Origin of the sequence: Mycobacterium paraffinicum (assembly GCF_025822865.1) — a bacterium.
Lineage (GTDB): Bacteria > Actinomycetota > Actinomycetes > Mycobacteriales > Mycobacteriaceae > Mycobacterium > Mycobacterium paraffinicum.
In genome coordinates, this window is record NZ_JACKUR010000012.1 from 138,273 (window position 1) to 161,348 (window position 23,076).

Sequence of the window (23,076 nt, forward strand, 5' to 3'; positions counted from 1 at the left end):
GTGTGATCGTCACGCTGGACGGCGCGATTCATCCGCCGGACGCGCCTCTGCTGCACGCTGACGACTTGGCGGCGGTTCGCGGCGACGGCATCTTCGAGACGCTTTTGGTCCGCGACGGCAGGCCCTGTCTCGTCGAGTCCCATCTGCAGCGGCTGACCCAGTCGGCGAGGCTGATGGACCTGCCCGAGCCGGACCTGCCGAGCTGGCGCGATGCGATCGACCTGGCCACTCGGCAGTGGGTCGCGGATACCGCTGACGAAGGCGCGATGCGGTTGATCTACAGCCGCGGCCGGGAGGGCGGGACGACGCCGACCACCTATGTGATGGTCAACGCCGTCCCCGAACGAGTGACGGCGGTTCGGCGCGAGGGCCTGGCCGCGGTGACGTTGGACCGTGGACTGCCCTCGGGCGGTGCCGGCGCGATGCCGTGGCTGCTCGCCGGCGCCAAGACGCTGTCCTACGCGGTCAACATGGCGGCTTTGCGTCATGCCGCCCGGCAAGGGGCCGGTGACGTGATCTTCGTCAGCTCGGATGGCTACATCCTGGAAGGACCGCGCTCGACGGTGGTGATCGCGGCCGCTGACGAGACGGCAACAGGCGGGAACCTCTGCCTGCTGACACCGCCGCCGTGGTATCCGATTTTGCGTGGCACCACGCAGCAGGCCCTCTTCGAGGTGGCGCGGGCCAAGGGCTACGACTGCGACTATCGCGCGTTGCGGCTCACCGATCTCAATGCGGCGCAAGGAATCTGGCTGGTCTCGAGCATGACGTTGGCCGCCCGCGTACACACGCTCGACGGCCGGCCGCTGCCCCGGTCTCCGCTGGCCGCCGAATTCGCTGCACTGGTCGACTCGGCGATCGTCAGCGATCGCTAAGCGCTGAATTGTGTTGTCGGCTTGCGGAATCCCGGGTACGGTCGGCCGTACACAGGAAGGGAGGTGGTCCGAGAAATTGATAGCTTCATGGACATGTGAGGTGGCTGCGCGCTAGCAGCAGTGGCTTTCGAAGAGCCGGCGATTTACGCGCGCTGGCGAATTCCCCGTAGCCACCCGGCCCCCGAGCTTCCGGTCTGTCCAACCAGGAGCCTTGCTCGGGGGCCGCTCCATGTCAGGAGCGGTTACTGGCTGACCTTCGCGGCTATCTGGCCGGCGAGTTTGCCCGCCTGGCCGTTCTCGGCGTCGGGACCGCACAGCAACAGGTCGACAACCACATTGGACACCGCGTGTAGCGCGTGGTGGCAGATCCGGGTTCCGTCCGCTTCAGTCCGCTCCTGAAAGATCTTCGGCACCGTTCCGGTGACCTCGCCGAACTTCCACCCACTGCTCTTGCCGTTGAAGCTCACGGTGATCGATTGCCCGGCGCACGCCCTCCATTTGTCCGCCGACGTCTGCACGAAGGCGGCCGCCTTATCGGGTGACGAAAACCCCACGACCGCTTCGTAGACCCGGTGCGGCGGGTTTTCACCGGCGGTGTGCACAGCCTGCCCGCTCATCGAGGTGTAGCCGTCCGCGTCCTTATAGGCCGATTCTTCGATGGGTTCGTACGCGCCCTTGCAGTCCGGGTTGGACAGCGTCGCACGCAAGTTGCGGAGCTGTGCGGCTTTCTCGGAGACCACGAGGTTCGGGTCGCCGACGACGGCGCCGACATCGGCGGGGCCGAGCAGGTACGAATCCAACGTCGAGGCGTTCCCGGTGGCCGGGGCGCTGGGCGCCGCCGAACTCGGGTTCCCGCCGGCTTTGGCGGACGGCTTCGTCTTGCCCCCCTGCATAACCAATGCGACGACGACCGCGATCGCGACGATGACCGCCGCCGCGGTGCCGCCGAGGATCATCAACCGCTTGCTGGACCCGCCCGCCGCTACGGGCGCTGCGGCCCCGGCCGACGGCCCGGCGGGTGTCGCCGCGGCGGCGGGCTGCGGTGCGGCAGGGGTCGGCGTCTTCGCCTGCGACGGCCCCCCCGACGAACTGTCCTTGGCCTCGATCTCGGCCAGCACGTTGTCGATTTCGGTGCGGGTGCGGTATGTGACGTCGTGGCGCAGGCGCAGCATGCGCAACAGTTGCCCGATGTCGCCGCGCGCGCTGGGATCGTCGCCGTCCTCGTCGAGTCCCTGCCTGAGTTCGATCAAAAGCTGGGTCTGCGCCTGCGGGCTGAGCTCTTTTTCGGCGAGGGTGTCGCCCAACCGGGTGATGTACCCGAACGGCACGGGCGGCTCTTCGGGCAGCGGGTCCGGCAACGGCACCGGCTTGCTTTGCAGCGCGTGTACCGCGGTAACGAGTTGGATGCCGGCGTCGACGGTCGGTTCCCGGTAGTCGATGATCTGCAGTGCGGCAAGGGGATTCACGCGCATGCTGTCGACGTCACCGATGCGCACGGGAAGGATCGGCCGGTTCAGCGCCCGCGCGTATCGCAACTCGGCCTGGCTGGGCTTGGACTGCAGCCAGTTGTTGGACAGCGCAACGATGAACACGTCACACGAGCGGACCTGCTCGAGGATCTTGTTCCACCACGACTCGCCGCCGCCCAGCTCTTGATCGAACCAAACTTGTTGCTGCGCGCGCCGAAGCGCGGCCGTCAGGGCGTCCACCGCCGCCCTGTCTTGGCTCGAGTAGCTGATGAACAGCGGCATCACGGTCTCCTACGGGGAGGCGTAGCAAACGAACGGCGAAAATCGGTGCACGCGGCTATTGGGCATGCGCCGATACCGTATCAGTGTCGGGCGGTGTCAGACGGGCCAAATTCACGGCTATTCGGGGTGCGACGGCTAAAACTAACCTTGGGCGCCGCCAACCGCCGAAGCATCCTCGGGAGGGTGGAATTCGGCATAGCGACGCGCGAATTCGGCACCGGGAACCGGCCACTGCTCACCGGTGGATCCCCGGACGACCCAGTCGCCGTCCGCCGCGGTTGTCGGCCCTTCCAAGGTGTTCACGGTCTCGCCCGGGTGGGCGGGACGGGCCTGGACCCGCCCTTTGCGCTGCCAGCGCCCGTCACCGGCCGGCTCGTAGGAATCCCTGAAGATGTCGTCGCGAACTGACCACACCCTGCCGTCTTCCTGGATCGCCCAGTCGCCGGCGTCAGCGCTCATGGTGTGCCCCGAATCCGACGTCCACGTCCATGGGGCGTTTCGTTGTTCGGCGGCCACCGTCCCCACCCGGGTGAAGGACCGCCAGAGCGGGCGCGACCGGAAGCCAAGCCGGCGCAGGCTCCACAACGTGGCCGCCAGGCTGCGCACCGCGGCATTGAGCAGCTCCGGATCGCTCTCGACGACCGACCAGTCGACCAGCTTGTTGTGGATCTTGCGCGAGTCGTCGCGCGGCGAACCGAATTTCCAGCCGTTGCGGCGGTAATAGCGGCACCAATCCTCGTGCTCGGCGCGGGCCATGCTCATCGCCGAATACTGGTCGAAGCCCATCAGGGCCAGCTGCTCCAAGGGAGGCAGCCCGGCCATCGCGTTGCCGGACAGCTGGGCGGGCGGGCTGCCCCACGTGTTCCAGGTGTGCCCGGCGATCTGCTCCACCATCCACAGCGCGTTGCGCACCTGACGCCGGTTGGACCCCCGATAGAACTCGTTGAGCTCGGCCCAGGGCATGGCGGCCGGAGACCGTGGCGCGGCCGCGTCGATGGTCGAGACATAGCGCTCGTGGATCAACCTCGCCGCTCGCTCCCAGGCGTCCTGCACCTGGCCCTCCTGGGTGTCCAGCACCAGCGAGTAGGACTGCAACCGGCCGACGACCTGAACCGAGTCGTCAGTGATGCTGGTGTTGAGGTCCGAGGCGTAGATGGGCATGTCGGGGAAGCGGGCCGCCAGCCTCGCCGCGGTCGTCGCGTCATGGGAGTCGATGAAGATCACGGCGCTGGTCGCGGGGTCGACGTCACCGATCAGCTTCAGCATGGTCGGCACCGTCGGCGCCTCGGCCGTGGCATCGATGGTCGGCCCGTCCGACATGAATCCGGCCTGCTGCCGGTAGAACTCGTGATCCGCCAAGTACTCCGGGGCGTCCCTTTCGACCAGGGTGAGCGCGGGCAACGGCACCGCGCCCGGCGGCGTGTAGAAGTCGCGTTCGAGGGCGCGTTGGGTCAGATCCGCGCACAGCGCTAGGGTCAATTGTGAAGTGCCGCAGACGAATACCCGCTCCGTTCGCCCAGTTGCGATGATGCCGTCGAGTAGCCTGGCCGCGGTCACCTCATACTTGCCGACCACGTCGGCCGCCCACCGAATGTCCGACCCGCCGAACTGCTGGGCCCGCCACGCCTGGGCCAGCCAGGGGTCATCCATCCGCACGATCAGCGGCAACCGCCGTTTGTGGGCGACCTCGTCGAGCCGGCGGCCGATCTGCTCCAGCCACAACAGGTTGATCGCGGGATCGGGCGCCATCAGGTAGAGGCGGGACAGGTGGCGCCACAGGCGCAGCGACACCAAGGTGGACGGGTTGTTGAAGTCCACCAGGACGACCCGGGCGCCCTGCCTGCGTGCCCGCTGCACCCGGTCATCGCTGGCGCCGGTGATGACGACCAGCGTGCTGCGCCGGTCCAGCGTCCGCGCGACCCCGCTGACGATCGACTGGGTGTCGGCGTCGATGCCGACGATGGCGGTGACGGAGTCAGCGAGGTTGGCCCGCACCCGGTCCACCTGGGCCCGGAAGACCCCCACCACGACGCCCCCCAACCCGGTGAAGATCGCCGACAGTGCCGCGATGCGGGCCAGTTCCAGGCCGACCGGCGTCGGGCTCGGGCAGGTTCGCCCGCTCACCGAGAAGTCGCCGGTGCCACCCTTGACCAGGCTGGCCGTCGCCATCAGTGGCGTGAAGAAGGCGGGATGGTTGGCGTCGTGGCATCCCCAATACGAGGTCAGGCCGAGGATCGCGCTCATACCGATGAGGACGGCGATCACGGTGAACGAGACGCCGACCACTCGGTGGCTGTTGTCGGATCGGAAGGTCAGTACGCACACCGCGATCAGGACGGCCACGACGATCGCGAGCGTGGGCATCGATCCGGGTCGGCCGAACCAGGCGAGGGCCGGCGGCAGCGCGTCGATGATCCATGGCCACAGGTCCAGGACACCTAGGTACACGATGAGCAGCACGCCGACCGCGGTTAGGCCCCAGCGCAACGTGGGCGAGGGTGCCCTCGTGGGACGCATCCGCCGATCTCCCTTCGCGCGGTATCGGCTGTTCGGACGTCGAACAGTACACGCAAAAGGTAGGTCGAAAGCAATGATTGCGGGCCGGTGCGCGCCGCCGAGTTATCCAGGCGGGCAACAGGTCGGCGGCTATCCGGCGTACCGCGAGAGCCGCGCCGAAAGATGGGGAACGAGTCCGCCGTCAGCGTCCACCCGTTCCTCGACGTAGGCCAGGTCGCCGCCCTCGACGATCCCGTAGAGCCGTTTGGCGCCGCCGACCAGCACACCCGATCGGCTGCGGGCCAGCGCATCGGTCACCAGCTCCCACGACGACTGGGTACGGGGCCGTCCGTAGAACAGTTCGACGTACCCGGCGGAGTGGGCCAACAGCAACTCGATGGCCTGAGATTCGGTGGGGTCGTCGGGATCGCTGACAAAGCGCCAGAAGCCCGTTTCGCGCAAGCCGTGTGCCTGGAAATCGCCTGTCTCGTCGAGCCGCCACGAGCGGGATTCCCAGTTCAGGTAGTCGCCGCCGTCGTGCGAGACCACGATCTGCTGGCCGAATCGGTAATCCCCGTCGTGTCCGCGGCCTTCGCCTTCTCCGCGCCACACACCGACGAGCGGCAGCAGCGCCAGCAGTGCGTCATTCAGGTTGGCGCCTTCGCGCAGGTTGGCGGTGTCGGCGGGAAGCGGCAGGTCGTCGAAGGCGGGAATGTTGCGGCCGGCGGTCAGCTTGGCGCGCTCAGCGGCGGCGGCCACCGCGCGATCGCCGGAGCTCGCAGAAGAACCCAGTTCGTCAGAGGTCACGATTCGTCGGTGATGAGCCGGTACAGCGTGTACAGCGCGAACCATGAGATCACCACAACGGCGACGACCAGCATGATCTCGAAGAAGAGCACCACGGGGACAAGTCTATTCGCCGCGGGAGATCCCGGTCAGGGCAGCCGGGGTCTCAGGCGATCTTGACGTCCACCTCGTGGATGCCCGCGCCCGACGGGCTCACCACGGCGTTCCCGTTGCCGGCGGCCGACAACGCCCGCAGCGTCCAGGACCCCGGCGCCGCGAAGAACCGGAAGTCGCCCGTGGCCGACGCGACGACCTCGGCGGTGAACTCGTCCGACGAGTCGAGCAAGCGGACGAACGCGCCACCCACCGCCTGGCCGTCGCTGTCCACGACCCGGCCGGTGATCACCGTTTCCTTCTCCAAGTCGACGCTGGCGGGCAACGTCACTCCTTGCTTCGGGGCAGAGCACATATCAGCTTCCCAACTCAATCGGGGCACCCACCAGGGAGCCGTATTCCGTCCAACTTCCGTCGTAGTTCTTGACGTTTTTGTGGCCGAGTAATTCCCGGAGCACGAACCAGGTGTGCGACGAACGCTCTCCGATGCGGCAGTACGCGATCGTTTCCCTGGTGCCGTCCAGTGCGGCGTCGGCGTAGAGCTTGGCCAGGTCCTCGTCGGATTTGAAGGTCCCGTCCTCGTTGGCGGCCTTGCTCCACGGCACGTTGATCGCTCCGGGAATATGGCCGGGCCGCTGGCTCTGCTCCTGCGGCAGATGCGCCGGCGCCAGGATCTTGCCGGAGAACTCGTCGGGTGAACGGACGTCGACCAGGTTCTTGGCGTTGATGGCAGCGATGACCTCGTCGCGGAACGCCCGGATGCTGTTGTCCGGCGCGGCGGCGGTGTAAGAGGTTGCCTGCCGGGTGACCGTGTCGCGGGACAGTGCGCGCCCATCGAGTTCCCACTTCTTGCGGCCGCCGTCGAGCAGTTTGACCTTGTCATGGCCGTACAGCTTGAAGTACCAGTAGGCGTAGGCGGCGAACCAGTTGTTGTTGCCGCCGTAGAGGATCACGGTGTCGTCGTTGGAGATGCCGCGTTCGCTGAGCAGTTTCGAGAATTGCTGCGCGTCGACGAAGTCCCGCTTCACCGGGTCTTGCAAGTCGGAACGCCAGTCCAGTCTGATCGCGCCGGGGATGTGGCCGGTGTCGTATGCGCTGGTGTCCTCGTCGACTTCGACGAAGACGACGCCGGCTGCGTCGAGATTGCTCTCGGCCCAGTCCGCGGAGACCAGGACGTCGGAGCGTGCCATGCGGGGGATCCTTTCGATCGCTTTCTATGAACAGGTCATGTGGTGCGCGCGGCTCCTCGGAAACGCGCAACCAGTGGGTAGAGCTGGCAACCCAGGCAGATGCCGAAGGCGGCATTCAGGAATGCGGCGACGAGCGCCCCGGCGGTGGCGATGACGCCGACCAAGAAGGCGCCCGCGGCGAATGCGACGGCACCCACGAGCGCGAAGATAAGGCCGACAAGTTGGGCGAACTTCAGCGGTGCGACCGGTTCCCGCTCGGTGACGGGGCCGAGCCGGGGTGCAACGACCAGGGCGAATATCCGCCCATAGGGATGCTTGCGCGGGCCGGCCGCGGCGCCGACGGCGAACACAATGGCCTGCACTCCCAGAATGACCGCCGCCGCCAGGGGACTGGCGGCGGACACGGCGAGCGTGATCACCAGGACTGCGGTGGTGACCCAGGCGGCAAACCGCGGACCGCGCACGTCGACGATGTCTGGCTGGGTGGTGTTGCTGATCGGCACGGTACTACTCCTGGATACGCCTGTTGCTGAGGGAACGAACGACGGGAGACGGGCCACGGTAACGTTCCGGGGCTGCTCCGAGTGCGACGCGAAAGTGCGCGGCGACTCAGCAGCTACAGCGACAGCAACAGCCCGCGGTGCGGCACAGATCGACTGCGCGGCGTTGGGTGAGCAGGGGCTCAATGCGGGCTAGCACGTCGGCAAGCTTACCGAATGACGTTCAGCGATCAAATCCAGCGGCGGTTGCCCCGCGACCGCAAGTCGTCGGCGATGGCGGAGTCACGACTGCTTGAAGCCGTCCAGATCGACGGTCACGCCATAACTGATGCCCTCGATGATTACGTCTGAGCCGCGCGCGCCCTCGGTCTTCGGTGCCACCCCGAACGGGAGCCGCTGGTTGGGCACCCTCGTGGTGAAGGCGCGCAGCACCGCATCCCGCTTGTCATCCGGAACGGCTTGATCCGCGGTGTCCGCCCCGGTCAGGACGCCGGTCGGCGTGATCACCAGCGTCGACTGGTCGTCCGGGGCGATGGAGAGGTCCACCGAGACGCTCACCCGGTGCTCGAAGTTGGCCGAGTGCGGGGTGCCGCTGAACACCAGACCGTGGCTGTCGGAGATGCCCGACGCGGTGACGCCGCCGGTGGCGGTGTTGGTCTCCTTCGCCGGCGCCTCGACCATCAGGTCGCTGATGCCCATATAACGGCCCAGGTGGGTCGAGCCGATGATGATGCGGCTCTCCAGTTTGCCCACCGGCAGCTTCGCAACGGGCTCGATCAGCCAGGACGCGTGGGTCAGATCGACCGCGTACATCGTGGCCTCGAGGGTGGCCTTGCCCACCGTTGCATGGTCGACGGCGTTGGCTTTGATCTCCACCTGGTTGTAGTGGTGGCGCATCGCCTGCGGGATGAAGGGAAACGCCACGATGGCCACGAACGGGTCGGACCTCAGATTGGCCGCCTTGCGCACGCTGCAGGACAGCCGGTATTCGGCGTAGATGCTGCTTCCGTAGTCGACGACAACCGCACCGAGCACGACCGCGGCCACGGCGATCGCCGCGGCCGCCACCCCGATCAGGACCTTGCGCACCCGCTTATTGTCGCGTAGCCCCTAGCGCGCCGTGTCGCGGACCACCCGGGTGGCGGGGCTCACACTGCATCGTCACCACGCAAAAATGGCAGGTGGCAAGTTATCGTTAGGTGGCCTGGCAACTAACGCGTTGTTGCGTTGCGAATTGTGGAAGATGCCGTTCCCCCGAGCTGGAGGGGCTAGTTGGAGCTATTACTGCTTACCTCGGAGCTGCATCCCGACCCGGTCCTGCCGTCGTTGTCGCTGCTTCCCCACACCGTCCGGACGGCACCCGCGGAACCGTCCTCGTTGCTCGAGGCCGGGACTGCGGACGCCGTGCTGGTGGACGCGCGCACAGATTTGTCGTCGGCCCGTGGCCTTTGCCGGCTGTTGAGCACCGCGGGCCGGTCGGTCCCCGTCTTGGCTGTCGTGAGCGAAGGTGGTCTGGTGGCGGTCAGCGCCGACTGGGGGCTGGACGAGATCCTGCTGCCGAGCACCGGGCCGGCCGAGATCGACGCCAGGCTGCGGCTGGTGGTCGGGCGCCGCGGCGGGCTGGCGGATCAGGAAAGCGCCGGCAAGGTGAGCCTGGGTGAGCTGGTGATCGACGAGGGCACCTACACCGCGAGACTGCGGGGACGTCCGCTCGATCTCACCTACAAAGAGTTCGAGTTGCTCAAGTACCTCGCCCAGCATGCCGGGCGCGTCTTCACCCGCGCGCAGCTCCTGCATGAAGTCTGGGGATACGACTTCTTCGGCGGCACCCGCACCGTGGATGTGCACGTGCGTCGGCTGCGCGCCAAACTCGGCCCCGAATACGAGGCATTGATCGGCACCGTCCGCAACGTCGGCTACAAAGCCGTCCGGCCTGCACGCGGCCGCGCCCCGATCGCCGACACCACTGACGAAGAACCCGCCGACGACGTCGAGTCCGACTCCGAGGAAATGCAAGAACCCCTGGGCGACCCGTTGCGCAGTCAGTGACCGCGCCCGAGTGGCGCTCGGCGCTGACCGCTGACGAGCAGCGGCAAGTGCGCGAACTAATCACGGCGACAACGGAATTCGATGGGGTGGCACCCGTCGGTGAACAGGTGCTGCGCGAGCTCGCGCACGATCGCACCGGGCATCTGCTCATCACCGAGACCGACGAGACCGTGGGTTACCTCAATCTCTCGCACGATCGCACCGGGCATCTGCTCATCACCGAGACCGACGAGACCGTGGGTTACCTCAATCTCTCGCACGACGCAGAAGCCGCGATGGCGGAACTCGTCGTGCATCCGCGGGTCCGCCGGCACGGCTTCGGGACGGCGCTGGTGCGTGCGGCCCTTGCCGAGACCGGCGGACGGAACCGGTTCTGGGCGCACGGCACACTCGAGCCGGCCCGGGCCACCGCCGACGCGCTGGGCCTGGTCCCGGTACGCGAACTGCTGCAGATGCGCCGCACGCTGCGTGACACCCACGACTTGGTCCGCCCCGTGCCCGACGTACGGGTCCGCACCTACGCGGGAACCGCCGACGACGCTGAGCTGCTGCGCGTCAACAACGCCGCCTTTGCCGACCATCCCGAACAGGGCGGCTGGACCGAAGTGCAGCTGGCCGAGCGGCGCAACGAACCGTGGTTCGACCCCGACGGCTTGTTCCTCGCTTTCGGCGTGTCCGAAACCGATCAGCCGGGCAAGCTGCTGGGCTTCCATTGGACCAAGGTGCATCCCGATCAACCCGGCCTGGGGGAGGTCTACGTCGTGGGCGTCGACCCTTCGGCGCAAGGGCGGGGTCTGGGGCGGATGCTGACGGCGATCGGCATCGAGTCCTTGGCGCGGCGGCTGGCCGGGGCGGCCGAGCCGACCGTGCTGCTCTACGTGGAGTCGGACAACGTCGCCGCGGTGCGCACCTACCAGCGCTTGGGCTTCACCACCTACAGCGTGGACACCGCCTACGCCGTCGCCTCCGACTGACAGACGCGCCCGCGCGAAGCCGGGTGCCCGGGATGCGACGGGGCATATTTTCGCGACGACCTGGCAACCTGTTGGGAGATGGCCGGCGGGGCACGCGCGGGCCCGTAGGGGGCAGGAAGCTGGATCGGTGAGGCTCGACAGGGGTGGTGGCAGGGCGCTGGCGGTGCTGGCGGTGGCGGTGGCAGTGGGTATCGGCGCATTGACCGGCTGTGGCAGCGACCAGAACCGCCGCGATGCGTCCGCGGCAGCCGTCTCCGGGCCCACGGGCACGGCGGGATGCGGCGGCAAGAACAAGCTGACGGCGGAAGGCTCGACGGCCCAACAAAACGCGATGGCGTTGTTCAACCAGGTCTGGGGCCAGTACTGCCCGGGCAAGAGCGTGTCGTACAACCCGACCGGTTCGGGCGCCGGCCGCGAGCAGTTCATCGCCGGCCATGTCGACTTCGCGGGCGCCGACTCGCCGCTGGGCGCCGACCAGATCGGTCCGGCCGCCGCACGATGCGAGGGAAACCCGGCGTGGGACTTGCCGCTGGTGTTCGGGCCGATCGCGTTGGTCTACAACCTGGCCGGAGTGCCGGCATTGGTGGTGAGCAGTGACGCGTTGGCCAAGATCTTCAGCGGACGGATCACCGCCTGGAATGACCCCATCCTGGCGGCCCTCAATCCCGGTGTCGTGCTGCCCGACACCAAGATCGCACCGATCTACCGGACGGACTCGTCGGGAACGACCGACAACATGCAGAAATATCTGACGGCCGCCGCGCCGCAGAGCTGGACCAAAGGCGTGGGCACCGAATTTCAGGGCGGGGCGGGTGAGGGCGCCATGAAGTCGGCCGGCGTCGTCCAGGCCGTGCGGGCGACGCCGGGCGCAATCGGATACGTCGAGAAGGGCTTCGCCGACCAGGGCGGTATGCCGTACGCCCAGATCGCCACCAACAAGGGCGTCGCGGTCCCGCTCACCAACGAGACGGCCGGGAATGCGGTGAAGGCGGCCAACTTCGTGGCCGACGGCAACGACCTGGTGCTGGACCTCAACGCGATGTACCGCTCCCAGGAACCGAGTGTCTACCCGCTGGTCCTGGCGACGTACGAGATCGTGTGCTCGAAGGGCTCCGACCCGGACACCTCCGGCGCGATCAAGTCGTTCCTCACGGTCGCCGCGGGCAGCGGGCAGACCGAGCTTCCCTCGGCCGGCTATATCCCGCTGCCCGATAAGGTCAAAGAGCGACTGGTTGCCGCGATCAACGCTCTGCAGTGACCAAGTGGCCCCGCGCTTAAGGAGCGAGTGAACTGTGCTGGGATCACAGTGACCACGCCAAACCCGATCGACGCCGGCTCGGGCGCGACCGTCGCCGCGCCCTTTCCGGAGGCGCCGGTGATACCGATCAACCCGTGGGGCGATGGGCGCCCCCACGTCGGGGATCGCGCGTTCCGTTGGCTCGCCAAGGGCTCAGGCTTGCTGATCGTCGTCGTCATCGGGGCAATCGGCGGATTCCTGCTGCTGCGGGCCATTCCGGCCCTGAGGCGGGATCGGGAGAACTTCTTCAGCTACGGCGGCAACTGGATCACCACCGACACCTCGGCCATGCACTTCGGCATCTCCGACCTGCTGAAGGTCACCATGTTCGTGTCGGCGTTCGCGTTGATCCTGGCCATGCCCGTCGCGCTGGGCGTCGCCATCTTCGTCACGCAGTATTCGCCGCGGCGCGCCGCCGCCTCCCTGGCCTACGCCGTCGATCTGCTGGCGGGGGTTCCGTCCATCATTTACGGCGTGTGGGGCCTGCATGTGCTAGCGCCGCAGCTGCGACCCCTGGCGACCTGGCTGAACCACGACCTGGGCTGGTGCTTTCTGTTCGCCGACGGCAACGCGTCGGTGGCGGGCGGCGGCACCATCTTCACCGGCGGCATCGTCCTGGCGGTGATGATCCTGCCGATCATCACCGCCGTCACCCGCGAGGTGTTCGTCCAGACACCACAGGATCAGGTCGAGGCCGCGCTGGCCCTCGGCGCTACCCGTTGGGAGGTGGTGAAGACGATCGTGCTGCCGTTCGGGCGGTCGGGATACATCAGCGCAGCGGTGTTGGGACTGGGCCGCGCGATGGGTGAGACGGTCGCGTTGCTGATCATCTTGCGCGGAACCCAGGCGGCGTTCGGCTGGTCGCTGTTCGACGGCGGCTCCACCGTCGCGACCAAGATCGCGGGCACCGTGGCGCAGTTCAATGACCAATACAAGGCCGGCGCGTACATCGCCGCGGGGCTGGCGCTCTTCGTGCTCACCTTCCTGGTCGACGCCCTGGCGCGCGGCGCGGCCGCCAAAACCAGATGGGGCGCCGGGCGATGACCTCGATGTTGGACCGCCCGCTGAAGCCGCGTACGTTCGCTCGGCCGAGCCGGCGCCGCCGGGTCGCGGATCATGTTGCGATGGTGCTGGTTTCGCTGTCGATGGTGATTGCGGTGACGCCCCTGCTGTTGGTGCTCTACTCGGTGATCGCCAAGGGCTGCAAGGCGATCGCTTCGACCGTTTGGTGGACGCATTCGCAAGCGGGCATGACGGCGTTCGTGGCCGGCGGCGGCGCTTATCACGCGATCGTCGGCACCGTGTTGCAAGGAGTGGTGTGCGCGCTGATCTCCATCCCGATCGGCCTCATGCTCGCCATCTATCTGGCCGAATATGGTGGCGGCACCCCGCTGGGCAGGCTGGCCACGTTCATGGTGGACGTCCTGAGCGGAGTGCCCTCGATCGTGGCGGCGTTGTTCATTTACGCGCTGTTCGTGGCGACGTTGGGACTTCCTCGCTCCGAGTTCGCGGTGTCCCTTGCGCTGGTCCTGTTGATGCTGCCGGTGATCGTGCGAGCCACCGAGGAGATGCTGCGGATCGTCCCGGTGGATCTTCGCGAGGCCAGTTACGCGCTGGGCATCCCGAAATGGAAGACGATCGTCAGGGTCGTGCTTCCCACCGGGGTCTCCGGCATCATCACGGGCATCATGCTGGCGGTGGCCAGGGTGATGGGCGAGACGGCCCCATTGCTGATTCTCGTCGGTTACTCGCAATCTATGAGCTTCGACATCTTCAGTGGATTCATGGGGACGCTACCCGGCATGATGTACAACCAGACCAGCGCCGGTGCCGGCGTGAACCCGGTCCCCACGGATCGGTTGTGGGGTGCCGCCCTAACCCTCATCCTGGTGATCGCCACCATCAACATCGGGGCCCGAGTGATAGCGAAGTTTCTTGGCGCCAAAAAGTCATAGGCAGGAGCACTAAGTGGCAAAGCGGTTGGACCTCAAAGCGGTCAACATCTACTACGGTGCGTTTCACGCGGTAGGGGATGTGACGCTGTCGATCCTGCCCCGCAGTGTGACCGCGTTCATCGGCCCGTCCGGGTGCGGCAAGACGACGGTGCTGCGCACGCTCAACCGGATGCACGAGGTGGTCCCCGGCGGCCGGGTCGAGGGCAGCGTGCTCCTCGACGACGAGGACATCTACGGCGCCGGGGTCGACCCGGTCGGCGTGCGCCGGGCGATCGGAATGGTGTTCCAGCGGCCGAACCCGTTCCCCGCCATGTCGATTCGCGACAACGTGGTCGCGGGTTTGAAGCTGCAGGGCGTGCGCAATCGCAAGGTACTCGACGAGACCGCCGAATACTCGCTGCGCGGTGCGAACTTGTGGGATGAGGTCAAGGACCGGCTGGACAGGCCGGGCGGCGGATTGTCCGGCGGCCAGCAGCAGCGCTTGTGCATCGCGCGGGCGATCGCCGTGCAGCCCGACGTGCTGCTCATGGACGAGCCGTGCTCCGCGCTGGACCCGATCTCGACGATGGCCATCGAGGAGTTGATCAGCGAGCTGAAGCAGGACTACACGATCGTCATCGTCACCCACAACATGCAGCAGGCGGCGCGAGTCAGCGACTACACCGCGTTCTTCAACCTGGAAGCCGTCGGAAAGCCGGGGCGGTTGATCGAGGTCGACGACACCGAAAAGATTTTCTCCAACCCGAGCCAGAAGGCGACAGAGGATTACATCTCCGGGCGCTTCGGCTAGCCCGGCCCTGTTCTGGCTTACTGCGAGGTGGGTTTCGTTTCTTCCTCGGGCAGCTTGCCGGTCGCCTGGAAGATGACGCGCCGGGCCACTTCCACCGCGTGGTCGGCGAAGCGCTCGTAGAACCGGCCCAGGAGCGTCACGTCGACGGCGGCCGCCACACCGTACTTCCATTCACGGTCCATCAGCACCGAGAACAGATGGCGGTGCAGATCGTCCATGGCGTCGTCCTCTTCGCGGATCCGGGCGGCTTTCTCCGGATCGCGTGACATCACCACTTCTTGCGCGCTGTTCCCCAATTCGACTGCGACCCTGCCCATTTCGGCGAAGTAGCCATTGACCTCTTCGGGCAGCGCGTGCTGGGGATGCCGGCGTCGGGCAATCTTCGCGACGTGCAGGGCCAGCGCGCCCATCCGGTCGATGTCAGCCACCATTTGAATAGCGCTCACGATGGACCGCAGATCACCGGCGACCGGCGCCTGCAATGCCAGCAGCACGAAGGCGCTTTCCTCGGCGCGGGCGCTCAGGGTGGCGATCTTCTCGTGGTCCGAGATCACCTGTTCGGCCAGCACCAGATCGGCCTGCAGCAGGGCCTGGGTTGCCCGCTCCATGGCGATGCCCGCCAGCCCGCACATCTCGCCGAGCCGCTCGGATAACTCCGAGAGCTGCTCGTGGTAGGCGGTTCGCATATCGCCAAGCCTACGTTCTCGGCAGAGAAAAGGAGCGGCGGAGCGCCGCCAAAGGCGCTTACTCGCAGGTGGTGTCGGCGGCGTTGGTGACGGTCAGGTCCTCGGGCAGTTTGGCCGGGGCGCTGCCCGAGCCGCGTTCGATCTGCAAGCTGATCGACGATCCGCTCGGTTGGGGAGTGGCGACCGACTTGAAGTCGGGTCCGAGCACCACCTGAACGACCTGCCCGTAGCCGGACACTCGCTGCACCTTCGCATTGGCGAAGGAAGACGCCACGGTCGCCGCCGCCTGCTCGTTGCCCGGCGAGAACAACACCGTCGTCGTGTTCACCGAGCTCGGGTAGTCGTCCGGCGTCATCACGTTGAAGCCGTCCCGCTTGAGTTGGCTGGTCGCGGTGGCCGCCAGGCCGCTCTGCGTCGTCGCGTTGGAGACGCGCACCGTGACATCGCCCGGTGTGGTCGTGGTGACCTGCTCGTGCCGGGCCTCGGGGGCCGCGGTAGGGGGCGGCGCCTTCTTGGTGGCGGGTGTCTTGGTCTGCCCGGACTTGTCGTCGGAAGTTCCGAGATTCTTTGCGTTCTGGTCGTTTTCCTCGGGCAGCGGATCGTCGTTGATGATGGCGTCGAACAGCGCCCGCATGTCGGCCATGCGCGGCGGCTCGTCGCCGTTCTGGTCGGTGACGCCGGTCGGCACGGTGACGAACGTGACGTGCCCGGCCGCCATGCCCTGCAACGACTGACCGAGCTGGATCAAGTCCCTCGACTGCACGTTGTCGACGACGGTGTCGCTGATGAACATGTTGACGACATTGTTGAGCTTGTTCAGGTCGAGCAACGTGTCCTCGGAGATCAGCGAGCGCAGCAGCGAGGACAGGAACAGCTGCTGGCGTTTGATGCGGCCGTAGTCCCCGTTGGTTTCGGTGGTGACCTGGCGGGCTCGCACGTAATTCAGGGCGGTCGAGCCGTCCAGGACTTGTCGGCCGCCGTGGTCGAGCACCGTGCCCAGCTCGTAGTCATGCAGCGCGGTTTTCGAGCACACCTCCACACCCCCCAGTGCGTCCACCATTTTGGCGAACCCCGCAAAGTCGACGGCGATGAAGCGGTTGATGCTCAAACCGGACAGCTTCTGGATCTCTTTGACCAGACACTTCGGGCCGCCGAAGGCGAATGCCGAGTTCAGTTTGGTTTCGGTGTAGACCATCTTCGGGCCCCAGGATTTGGTCTTCGCGTCGTAGAGGGGCCCGTACTTACCCGTCTGCGGGTTCCACGCCTCGCATTGCATCGGGGTGATCGCCAGGTCGCGCGGGAACGACACCGCCACCACGCGTTTGCGGTTGGCCGGAATGTTGACCAGCATCACGGTGTCCGACCGGGCGCCGTCCGCGTCATCGGTGTTACCCGCGCCCATGTTGGCGTTGTCGCCGGCGCGCGAGTCAAGGCCGACGATCAAGAAGTCTTCGTCCCCGTATTGGCCGTTGCGGTCGCGGATGTCGCTGGAGTCCTGGTCGAGGGCGTTGATGGTGTTGAGCCGGGCATTCTTCGACGTACTCCACTGCCACGCCCCGCCGGTCATGGCCAGGGTGAGCGCCGCGAGCACCGCCGCCACCGAGCGCGCGGCCAGCAGCATCGGCCGGCGGCGGCGCCGGGGTGTCCGCCGCTGAGCGTCGGGAGCTTCGTCGGATACGGACCCCTGGCCGCTCGGATGGTCGGCGGCGTCGAGGTCGGGGAGCTCCGAGACCGCGTCGAGCGAATAGGCCAGGTCCTCGATCACCTGCGTCTTCTGCAGCTCCACCGGCAGGGCCGATTCGGCCTCGAGGGGTTCGACGTCCGGCTCGGCGCGGCGGTGAGTGGACCGGGCGATCGGAGGGGCACCGAGTTTCGCGATCAGGTCGGCGACGCTCACTCCGCCCGCCGTATGGGATCCGGATTCTTCGTCGTCGGCGGCTCGGGACTGGATGGGCTCGACTGCGGTCTCGGCCTGCCAGAGATGGCGACTGTAGTGGGCCGGTGGCTCCGAGAACCGCTCCCAGGGGGCGGCGCCAAGCGCAGCGCGTCGGGCGTCGCGAGTGGCGTCGTCCTCGGCGTCACTCATGTCTTACCGGCCTCCGAAGCTCTGATGCGGATGTCAGCGTATCCGTGCGCAATAGCGGCCCACCGCTTGGCGTATCTGCGCTGCGGCCCGTGCCACCCGTGGGGCGCACTCCTTTGTCGCGCTCGGGCGGCGGCGCGTTACCGATCCGCCGCAGCAACGCGCAATGCAGCAAGGTCCACATCGTACTGAGTTATCTGTCCGGACGCGATTTCGCGCGGTCGATCAGCCTCCGGAGTGCATCACGTCGGCGCCGGCCGGCACGGCGCAGTCGTCCGGGTCGGTGAGCCAGCCTTCGGGCAGCGCCACCCGGGCGGGTGAGCCCTGCCGGCCCCGGGGGCCGCTGGCCGCGTCCGGGAAGGGCACGGTGCGGTCCAATTGGCTTAGCAGCGAATCGAGTTCGTCGAGCGTCTTGACCATCGCCAGGGCTCGGCGCAGCTCCGAGCCGGCCGGGAAGCCGTGCAGGTACCAGCCGATGTGCTTGCGGATGTCGCGCATCCCCTTGTCCTCGCCGAAGTGCGCGGCCAGCAGCTGCCCGTGCCGGCGGACGATGTCGGCAACCTCGCCCAACGTGGGCGGCACCGGGGCTGGGCTGTCGGTGAACGCGGCCGACAGTTCGGCGAAAAGCCAGGGCCGGCCCAGGCAACCGCGGCCGATCACGACGCCGTCGCATCCGGTGCTGGCCATCATCGTCAGGGCGTCGCTGGCGTCATAGATGTCGCCGTTGCCCAGCACTGGAATCGTCCGCACGTGTTGCTTGAGCAGGGCGATCTGCTCCCAATCGGCGGTGCCCGAGTAGCGTTGCGCCGCCGTGCGGGCGTGCAGCGCGACGGCGGCGGCACCCTCCATTTCGGCGATGCGGCCGGCATCGAGGTGCGTGTGGTGTTCGTCGTCGATGCCGACGCGGAATTTGACGGTCACCGGGATGTCGGTGCCTTCGGTTGCGCGCACGGCCGCCGCGATGATCTGCCCGAAGAGCCGCCGCTTGTACGGCAGGGCGGCCCCGCCGCCGCGTTTGGTGACCTTTGGCACCGGGCAGCCGAAGTTCATGTCGATGTGGTCGGCCAGGCCCTCGTCGGCGATCATCTTGGCCGCGGCGTACGTGGTCGCCGGATCGACGGTGTAGAGCTGCAACGAGCGTGGCGACTCGTCCGGCGCGAAGGTGGTCATGTGCATGGTGACCGGATGCCGCTCGACGAGCGCGCGCGCCGTCACCATCTCGCAGACGTAGAGGCCGCTTACCGTGCCGACCTTCGACTGCTCGAGTTCACGACACAGGGTCCGAAAGGCGACGTTGGTTACGCCCGCCATCGGTGCCAGCACCACCGGGCTGGCAAGTGCGATGGGCCCGATGCGCACCGCGTGGTTACCGCCGGCTCATGGTCAGCGTGCCCGCGGTCTGGTGCAGCTCTAACGCGGTGGTCCTCTTGCCGGTGCGAGCTTCCCGGTCGAGCTGACGCTGCTTCGAGATCTCGAACTTCTCGCAGGTTTGCTCAAGCTCCTTGATCAGCAGCGCAAGGTCGTCGCGCATGGCGGCCGCCTCTCCGGTGAAGTCCTCACGCTCGAAGATGCGCCATTTCTTCAGCACCGGCATGACCACGTCGTCGAGGTGGATGCGCGGGTCGTACACGCCGCCCACGGCGATGAGGACAGCCTTCCGGCGGAACTCGGGTACCTGGTAGCCCGGCATCTGGAAGTTGCGCAGGACCTTGTGCAGCGACTTCATCGCCTGGTTGGGCGCCGCGGTGAACCCGGCGTCGCTGACATCGCGGTAGAAGATCATGTGCAGGTTTTCGTCGGCCGAGATCTTGGCCAGCAGCTGGTCGGCGATCGTCTCGTTGCACGCCTTGCCGGTGTTGCGGTGGGAGATCCGGGTGGCCAGCTCCTGGAACGTCACGTAGATGACCGAGTCGAACAGGCTCTCGGCAAACAGGTCGGCTCGAATCTGCTGGTTCTGGCCCGGGCTGAAGCCCCGGTTCACCACCTCGATGCGCAGCTTCTCCAGCTCGATCGGGTCGACCGCGCGGGTCACCACCAGGTAATCGCGCAGCGCGATCCCGTGTCGGTTCTCTTCGGCGGTCCAGCGGTTGACCCACTGGCCCCAGGGGCCGTCCAGGCCGAAGTTCATCGCGATCTCGCGGTGGTACGAGGGGAGGTTGTCTTCCGTCATCAGGTTCTGCACCATCGCCACCTGGGCGAGGTCGGACAGCTTGCTCTGCCCGGGTTCCCAGTCCTGACCCCCGAGCGCGTAGAAGTTCTTGCCGTCCGACCACGGGATGTAGTCGTGCGGGTTCCAGTCCTTATGCATGCTCTCGTGCCGGTTGAGGTAGGTCTCGACGAACGGTTCGAGCTCGTGCAGCAGCTGTAGGTGTGTCAGCTCGGCTGACATGGGGCCCTCCAGTTATCTGTGTCGACGGGTAGCAGTCAATATATCTGTGCACATCAGTAGCATCAAGCTGCCTGGCCGCGCGCCGTTGTAACGGTTAGATGCCTTATTTTGCGCTTCTCGCGGCCGTCAAGTTCACGTTTTATTGAGTTGCCGCCGCGCCACCGCCGATAAACAGTTGGTCGCACTTACCCCAGGTCCGGCGCGGGCACGTACGGGGCCGCCGTGATGTACAGGATGTCGACGCAGTAGTCGATGAATTGTTTGCGCGTCGCGCCGAGCTGTCCGTTCAGGTATGCGGTGAACAGGCTGGACAGGCCGCCGACCAGGCTGGTGGCGATCATCTTCTGCAGCACGGGATCGCCGATCCGCGACAACTTGCGCTGCAGCAGTTCGATGAAGTTGGGCATCCACTCCGCCCCCGAGCGTGTCAATATCGGCTCGACCGCCGGTGCCAGCAACAACACGCGCCCGCGGACCGGGTCGTCGACCATCAGCTCGACGAACTTTTCGACGGCCTCCCGCGGGGTGTTCGCCGAGGTGAGCGTCTTCATTGCGCGCGTACACACGTCGTCGTAGACCGCGCGCACGAATTCGTCTCGATCCGAGAAGCTTTCGTAGAAGTAGCGTTCGGTCAGCGCGGCCTTGCGGCACACGGCACGCACGGTCAACGCCGGTCGACTGTCGCTGCCGAGCAATTGCACGCCGGCGGCGATGAGGTCGTCGCGGCGGCGGGCAAGGCGATCCCCCAGGGGAACGCCGGTCCACCGGCCCCGTCGTTGACCGGACTGCACATCGCTCCTAAGCTTGAAACTGACAACGCATGTAGTCAGTTTTACAGATACCTACAGGAACCCAGTGCCTCAACATACGTCCGGACCCCGCCCGCTGAACAGCGACGTCGTGCCCGGCGCTTCGTCCACCGCGGATGCATCTTCCGGTGTAGCCGGCGGCTGCCCGGTGTCGCCCCTCGGCTACGACGCGCCACCGGTCCCGCTCGGTCCCGAATCGCTGACCTGGCGGTACTTCGGGGACTGGCGCGGGATGCTGCAGGGCCCGTTCGCGGGATCCATGCAGAACATGCACCCGCAGTTGGGCGCCGCTGTGGAGCAACACTCGACGTTCTTCACCGAACCGTTGCCGCGGGTGATGCGGTCGCTGTACCCGATCGGCGGGGTGGTCTTCGATGGCGACCGGGCTCCGACGACGGGCGCCGAGGTCCGCGACTACCACACCGACATCAAGGGCGTGGATGACCAAGGGCGGCGGTACCACGCACTCAATCCCGACGTCTTTTATTGGGCGCACAGCACGTTCTTCATGGGCACAATCCTGGTGGCCGAACGGTTCGGCGGTGGTCTGACCGAGGCAGAAAAGCGCCAACTCTTCGACGAACACATCCAGTGGTACCGGATGTACGGCATGAGTATGCGTCCGGTGCCAAAGACCTGGGAAGAGTTTCAGGTCTACTGGGACCACATGTGCCGCAACGTGTTAGAGGACAATTACGCGACGCGGGCCGTGCTCGATCTGACCATATATGACAAGCTGCCGATCGCTCCGTGGCTCCCGGATTGGCTGTGGGGCGGCCTGACCAAGCTGTCGCGGCCGTTCTTCGTCTGGCTCACAGTCGGCTTGTATCACCCAGCCGTTCGCGAACGGTTGGGCTTTCAGTGGACCGACCGCGACGAGTGGTTGCACCGGCGCTTCGGCAACCTGGTGCGGCTGGTCTTCGCGGTTGTGCCGCCCAGGTACCGCAAGCACCCGCGGGCCCGCGCCGGCCTCGACCGCGCATCCGGGCGCATCCCCGCCGACGCGCCGCTGCCGCAGACACCGGCACGCAATCTGCCGCCGCAGGAGTTGCGCGGCGATCCAAAGCACTACTGCCCTCGGGTTTAGTGCCCTCTAGTGCGGGTGACCGTGAACGTCCTCCAGGCCCGCCTGGTGCACGTGCTGATGGCTGTGCTCGGTGCCGTCGGCGTGGCCGTGGGAGTGCTCGTGCTGGACGTGCTCGTGCTCATGCGAGGTGTGCGCGTGCGCGTGAGTGACGTCGCCGTGCTCGTGTTCGTGGGCGTGCGGCGCGTCATGGGTGTGTTGCTCGGTCATGGTGCGACTCCTTGGGTCAAATGCGTTGTGCCGGTTTCTTATTCACTTGGTGCCGCTGTCCCGCCGGCCCGGTGGGGGCGCCGATTCGGCGACGGCCTTCAGCCCGCCGTCCGTGCGGTGATGACCGGGCACGCCGGGGCCCGCGTGCTCGGCGTTGAAGACGGCGTCCATGACGAGCTGACGGACGTGATCGTTCTCGAGGCTGTAGAAGATTGTCGTTCCCTCCCGGCGGGTGCGGACCAAGCGCGCCATCCGCAGCTTCGCCAGGTGCTGGGAAACCGACGGCGCCGGCTTGCCCACGTGCTCGGCGAGTTCGTTGACCGACATCTCGCGGTCGGTCAGCGCCCAGAGCGCCTGCACGCGGGTGGCGTCGGCCAGCATCCGGAAGACCTCGACCACCAGACTCGCCTGATCGTCCGGCAGTCGGCCTTCACTACTATCTGCATGCATACGCAAATAATATTCAAGTTCGGCGGCGCTGCCAACGGCTGCCTTCCTAGGGTGACGGGACGACGGTGGAGCGGCGCTGACCGCCGTTGCGCTCGTGCCAGAGCCGGTAGACGTCCACCGCGCCTTCCTGTGGCTGGTAGCGCATGGGCAGGCGCCGCCGGTCCCAACGCTTGGCGAATTCGTCATAGAAGGTGGACACCTCGAAGTACTTGCGGTCGTCGAGGTAATACCGCTCGTAGGCCTCGCGGGTAATGAGGAAGACGACTTCCTTGGGCGAGCAGTAGTACAGCGAGCCGAGGCACATCGGACACGGATGCGCCATCACGTAGATCGTGCAGTCGACGAGGTGCTCGGTGCCCAGCTTCATGCACGCCTCCCGGATGGCCAGGATTTCCGCGTGGGCGGTCGGGTCGTTCGTCTGTGCCACTTTGTTGGCGCTCTCGGCGAGGACTTCGGCGTTTTTGACGATCACGGTCGCAAACGGGCGACCGCCCTCCGCGACGTTGCGCCGGGCCAGGTCGATCGTCCGCTGGGCGAAGTCGGTCATAGGCCGGAGGGTAGTCCCGCGGGCTTTGAAGGTCGGGCCCT

At 66.7% G+C, this 23,076-nt stretch carries 24 protein-coding genes; 8 read left to right on the top strand and 16 right to left on the bottom strand.

Annotated elements, in window-relative coordinates; genetic code table 11:
- Positions 1–2: 2 nt before the first annotated feature.
- Positions 3–875, top strand: coding sequence for an aminodeoxychorismate lyase (locus H7J89_RS02635; RefSeq protein ID WP_264036289.1), 873 nt, complete (start codon positions 3–5; stop codon positions 873–875).
- A gap of 242 nt (positions 876–1,117) precedes the next feature.
- Here H7J89_RS02635 and H7J89_RS02640 read toward each other — a convergent pair whose 3' ends face one another.
- The 8 genes from H7J89_RS02640 to lmeA form a co-directional block, all read right to left on the bottom strand.
- The gene (locus H7J89_RS02640; protein WP_264036216.1) at positions 1,118–2,626 is read right to left on the bottom strand and encodes a sensor domain-containing protein; all 1,509 of its coding nucleotides are present in this window, start codon (positions 2,624–2,626) and stop codon (positions 1,118–1,120) included.
- A gap of 141 nt (positions 2,627–2,767) precedes the next feature.
- A complete protein-coding gene (locus H7J89_RS02645) occupies positions 2,768–5,143 on the bottom strand; it encodes a hypothetical protein (protein ID WP_264036218.1) in 2,376 nt (791 codons plus the stop codon).
- A gap of 129 nt (positions 5,144–5,272) precedes the next feature.
- On the bottom strand, positions 5,273–5,929 hold the full coding sequence (locus H7J89_RS02650; protein ID WP_264036219.1) for a heme-binding beta-barrel domain-containing protein: 657 nt from the start codon (positions 5,927–5,929) through the stop codon (positions 5,273–5,275).
- A 145-nt stretch (positions 5,930–6,074) separates the two neighbouring features.
- Positions 6,075–6,377 (bottom strand): DUF1416 domain-containing protein, encoded by a 303-nt coding sequence (locus H7J89_RS02655; RefSeq protein WP_055403506.1) that lies wholly within the window; start codon positions 6,375–6,377, stop codon positions 6,075–6,077.
- A 1-nt stretch (position 6,378) separates the two neighbouring features.
- Positions 6,379–7,212, bottom strand: coding sequence for a sulfurtransferase (locus tag H7J89_RS02660; protein WP_264036225.1), 834 nt, complete (start codon positions 7,210–7,212; stop codon positions 6,379–6,381).
- 35 nt (positions 7,213–7,247) lie between these two features.
- A complete protein-coding gene (locus H7J89_RS02665; protein WP_264036227.1) occupies positions 7,248–7,715 on the bottom strand; it encodes a DUF4395 domain-containing protein in 468 nt (155 codons plus the stop codon).
- 106 nt (positions 7,716–7,821) lie between these two features.
- Complete coding sequence (locus H7J89_RS25855; RefSeq protein ID WP_369816355.1) at positions 7,822–7,911, bottom strand: Ms5788A family Cys-rich leader peptide; 90 nt, start codon at positions 7,909–7,911, stop codon at positions 7,822–7,824.
- A gap of 83 nt (positions 7,912–7,994) precedes the next feature.
- Positions 7,995–8,801, bottom strand: coding sequence for a mannan chain length control protein LmeA (gene lmeA, locus H7J89_RS02670; RefSeq protein ID WP_264036229.1), 807 nt, complete (start codon positions 8,799–8,801; stop codon positions 7,995–7,997).
- Between the two features lie 183 nt (positions 8,802–8,984).
- Between lmeA and H7J89_RS02675 the strand changes: the two genes are divergently transcribed.
- From H7J89_RS02675 to pstB, 6 genes are all read left to right on the top strand, one after another.
- The gene (locus H7J89_RS02675; RefSeq protein ID WP_264036231.1) at positions 8,985–9,761 is read left to right on the top strand and encodes a winged helix-turn-helix transcriptional regulator; all 777 of its coding nucleotides are present in this window, start codon (positions 8,985–8,987) and stop codon (positions 9,759–9,761) included.
- On the top strand, positions 9,758–10,735 hold the full coding sequence (mshD, locus tag H7J89_RS02680) for a mycothiol synthase (protein ID WP_264036233.1): 978 nt from the start codon (positions 9,758–9,760) through the stop codon (positions 10,733–10,735). Before H7J89_RS02675 ends, mshD begins: the two co-directional genes overlap by 4 nt.
- Before the next feature lie 127 nt (positions 10,736–10,862).
- On the top strand, positions 10,863–11,993 hold the full coding sequence (pstS, locus tag H7J89_RS02685) for a phosphate ABC transporter substrate-binding protein PstS (RefSeq protein ID WP_372513699.1): 1,131 nt from the start codon (positions 10,863–10,865) through the stop codon (positions 11,991–11,993).
- 48 nt (positions 11,994–12,041) lie between these two features.
- Positions 12,042–13,076: a phosphate ABC transporter permease subunit PstC gene (pstC, locus tag H7J89_RS02690; protein WP_372513700.1), complete on the top strand. Its 1,035-nt coding sequence runs from the start codon at positions 12,042–12,044 to the stop codon at positions 13,074–13,076.
- Entirely contained in the window at positions 13,073–13,987 is a 915-nt protein-coding gene (pstA, locus tag H7J89_RS02695; protein ID WP_264036235.1) for a phosphate ABC transporter permease PstA, read from the top strand. The genes pstC and pstA overlap by 4 nt, the downstream gene beginning before the upstream one ends.
- 13 nt (positions 13,988–14,000) lie before the next feature.
- Positions 14,001–14,777 (top strand): phosphate ABC transporter ATP-binding protein PstB, encoded by a 777-nt coding sequence (gene pstB / locus H7J89_RS02700; protein WP_067202987.1) that lies wholly within the window; start codon positions 14,001–14,003, stop codon positions 14,775–14,777.
- Between the two features lie 17 nt (positions 14,778–14,794).
- On the opposite strand, the gene phoU is transcribed toward pstB, so the two are convergent.
- The 5 genes from phoU to H7J89_RS02725 form a co-directional block, all read right to left on the bottom strand.
- Positions 14,795–15,463: a phosphate signaling complex protein PhoU gene (gene phoU / locus H7J89_RS02705; RefSeq protein ID WP_066957929.1), complete on the bottom strand. Its 669-nt coding sequence runs from the start codon at positions 15,461–15,463 to the stop codon at positions 14,795–14,797.
- A 58-nt stretch (positions 15,464–15,521) separates the two neighbouring features.
- Positions 15,522–17,549, bottom strand: coding sequence for an LCP family protein (locus tag H7J89_RS02710; protein ID WP_264036241.1), 2,028 nt, complete (start codon positions 17,547–17,549; stop codon positions 15,522–15,524).
- Between the two features lie 222 nt (positions 17,550–17,771).
- Complete coding sequence (gene dusB, locus H7J89_RS02715; RefSeq protein WP_264036244.1) at positions 17,772–18,905, bottom strand: tRNA dihydrouridine synthase DusB; 1,134 nt, start codon at positions 18,903–18,905, stop codon at positions 17,772–17,774.
- A gap of 7 nt (positions 18,906–18,912) precedes the next feature.
- The gene (locus H7J89_RS02720) at positions 18,913–19,935 is read right to left on the bottom strand and encodes an acyl-ACP desaturase (RefSeq protein ID WP_264036246.1); all 1,023 of its coding nucleotides are present in this window, start codon (positions 19,933–19,935) and stop codon (positions 18,913–18,915) included.
- A 185-nt stretch (positions 19,936–20,120) separates the two neighbouring features.
- Complete coding sequence (locus tag H7J89_RS02725; protein WP_264036248.1) at positions 20,121–20,726, bottom strand: TetR/AcrR family transcriptional regulator; 606 nt, start codon at positions 20,724–20,726, stop codon at positions 20,121–20,123.
- 94 nt (positions 20,727–20,820) lie between these two features.
- Here H7J89_RS02725 and H7J89_RS02730 point away from each other — a divergent pair, with 94 nt between their 5' ends.
- Entirely contained in the window at positions 20,821–21,831 is a 1,011-nt protein-coding gene (locus H7J89_RS02730) for an oxygenase MpaB family protein (protein ID WP_264036295.1), read from the top strand.
- 6 nt (positions 21,832–21,837) lie between these two features.
- Here the strand turns inward: H7J89_RS02730 and H7J89_RS02735 are convergent, their stop codons facing one another.
- Genes H7J89_RS02735 through H7J89_RS02745 form a run of 3 tightly spaced genes read right to left on the bottom strand, consistent with a single transcriptional unit; the run spans position 21,838 to position 23,035 of the window.
- The gene (locus H7J89_RS02735) at positions 21,838–22,038 is read right to left on the bottom strand and encodes a zinc transporter Slc39a7 (RefSeq protein WP_264036250.1); all 201 of its coding nucleotides are present in this window, start codon (positions 22,036–22,038) and stop codon (positions 21,838–21,840) included.
- Between the two features lie 42 nt (positions 22,039–22,080).
- Positions 22,081–22,488 carry an ArsR/SmtB family transcription factor gene (locus H7J89_RS02740; protein WP_264036252.1) on the bottom strand — a complete coding sequence of 136 codons (408 nt, stop codon included), beginning with the start codon at positions 22,486–22,488 and terminating at the stop codon, positions 22,081–22,083.
- Positions 22,489–22,534: 46 nt separating this feature from the next.
- Positions 22,535–23,035, bottom strand: coding sequence for a nucleoside deaminase (locus tag H7J89_RS02745; RefSeq protein ID WP_264036254.1), 501 nt, complete (start codon positions 23,033–23,035; stop codon positions 22,535–22,537).
- Between the last annotated feature and the right edge of the window lie 41 nt (positions 23,036–23,076).

Coding starts and splice junctions, on each gene's coding strand:
- H7J89_RS02710 (WP_264036241.1), bottom strand. CDS start 17,549: ATGAGTGACGCCGAGGACGACGCCACTCGCGACGCCCGACGCGCTGCG.
- H7J89_RS02740 (WP_264036252.1), bottom strand. CDS start 22,488: ATGCATGCAGATAGTAGTGAAGGCCGACTGCCGGACGATCAGGCGAGT.
- H7J89_RS02735 (WP_264036250.1), bottom strand. CDS start 22,038: ATGACCGAGCAACACACCCATGACGCGCCGCACGCCCACGAACACGAG.
- H7J89_RS02640 (WP_264036216.1), bottom strand. CDS start 2,626: ATGCCGCTGTTCATCAGCTACTCGAGCCAAGACAGGGCGGCGGTGGAC.
- H7J89_RS02660 (WP_264036225.1), bottom strand. CDS start 7,212: ATGGCACGCTCCGACGTCCTGGTCTCCGCGGACTGGGCCGAGAGCAAT.
- pstA (WP_264036235.1), top strand. CDS start 13,073: ATGACCTCGATGTTGGACCGCCCGCTGAAGCCGCGTACGTTCGCTCGG.
- H7J89_RS02720 (WP_264036246.1), bottom strand. CDS start 19,935: ATGTCAGCCGAGCTGACACACCTACAGCTGCTGCACGAGCTCGAACCG.
- H7J89_RS02745 (WP_264036254.1), bottom strand. CDS start 23,035: ATGACCGACTTCGCCCAGCGGACGATCGACCTGGCCCGGCGCAACGTC.
- phoU (WP_066957929.1), bottom strand. CDS start 15,463: ATGCGAACCGCCTACCACGAGCAGCTCTCGGAGTTATCCGAGCGGCTC.
- H7J89_RS02645 (WP_264036218.1), bottom strand. CDS start 5,143: ATGCGTCCCACGAGGGCACCCTCGCCCACGTTGCGCTGGGGCCTAACC.
- H7J89_RS02655 (WP_055403506.1), bottom strand. CDS start 6,377: ATGTGCTCTGCCCCGAAGCAAGGAGTGACGTTGCCCGCCAGCGTCGAC.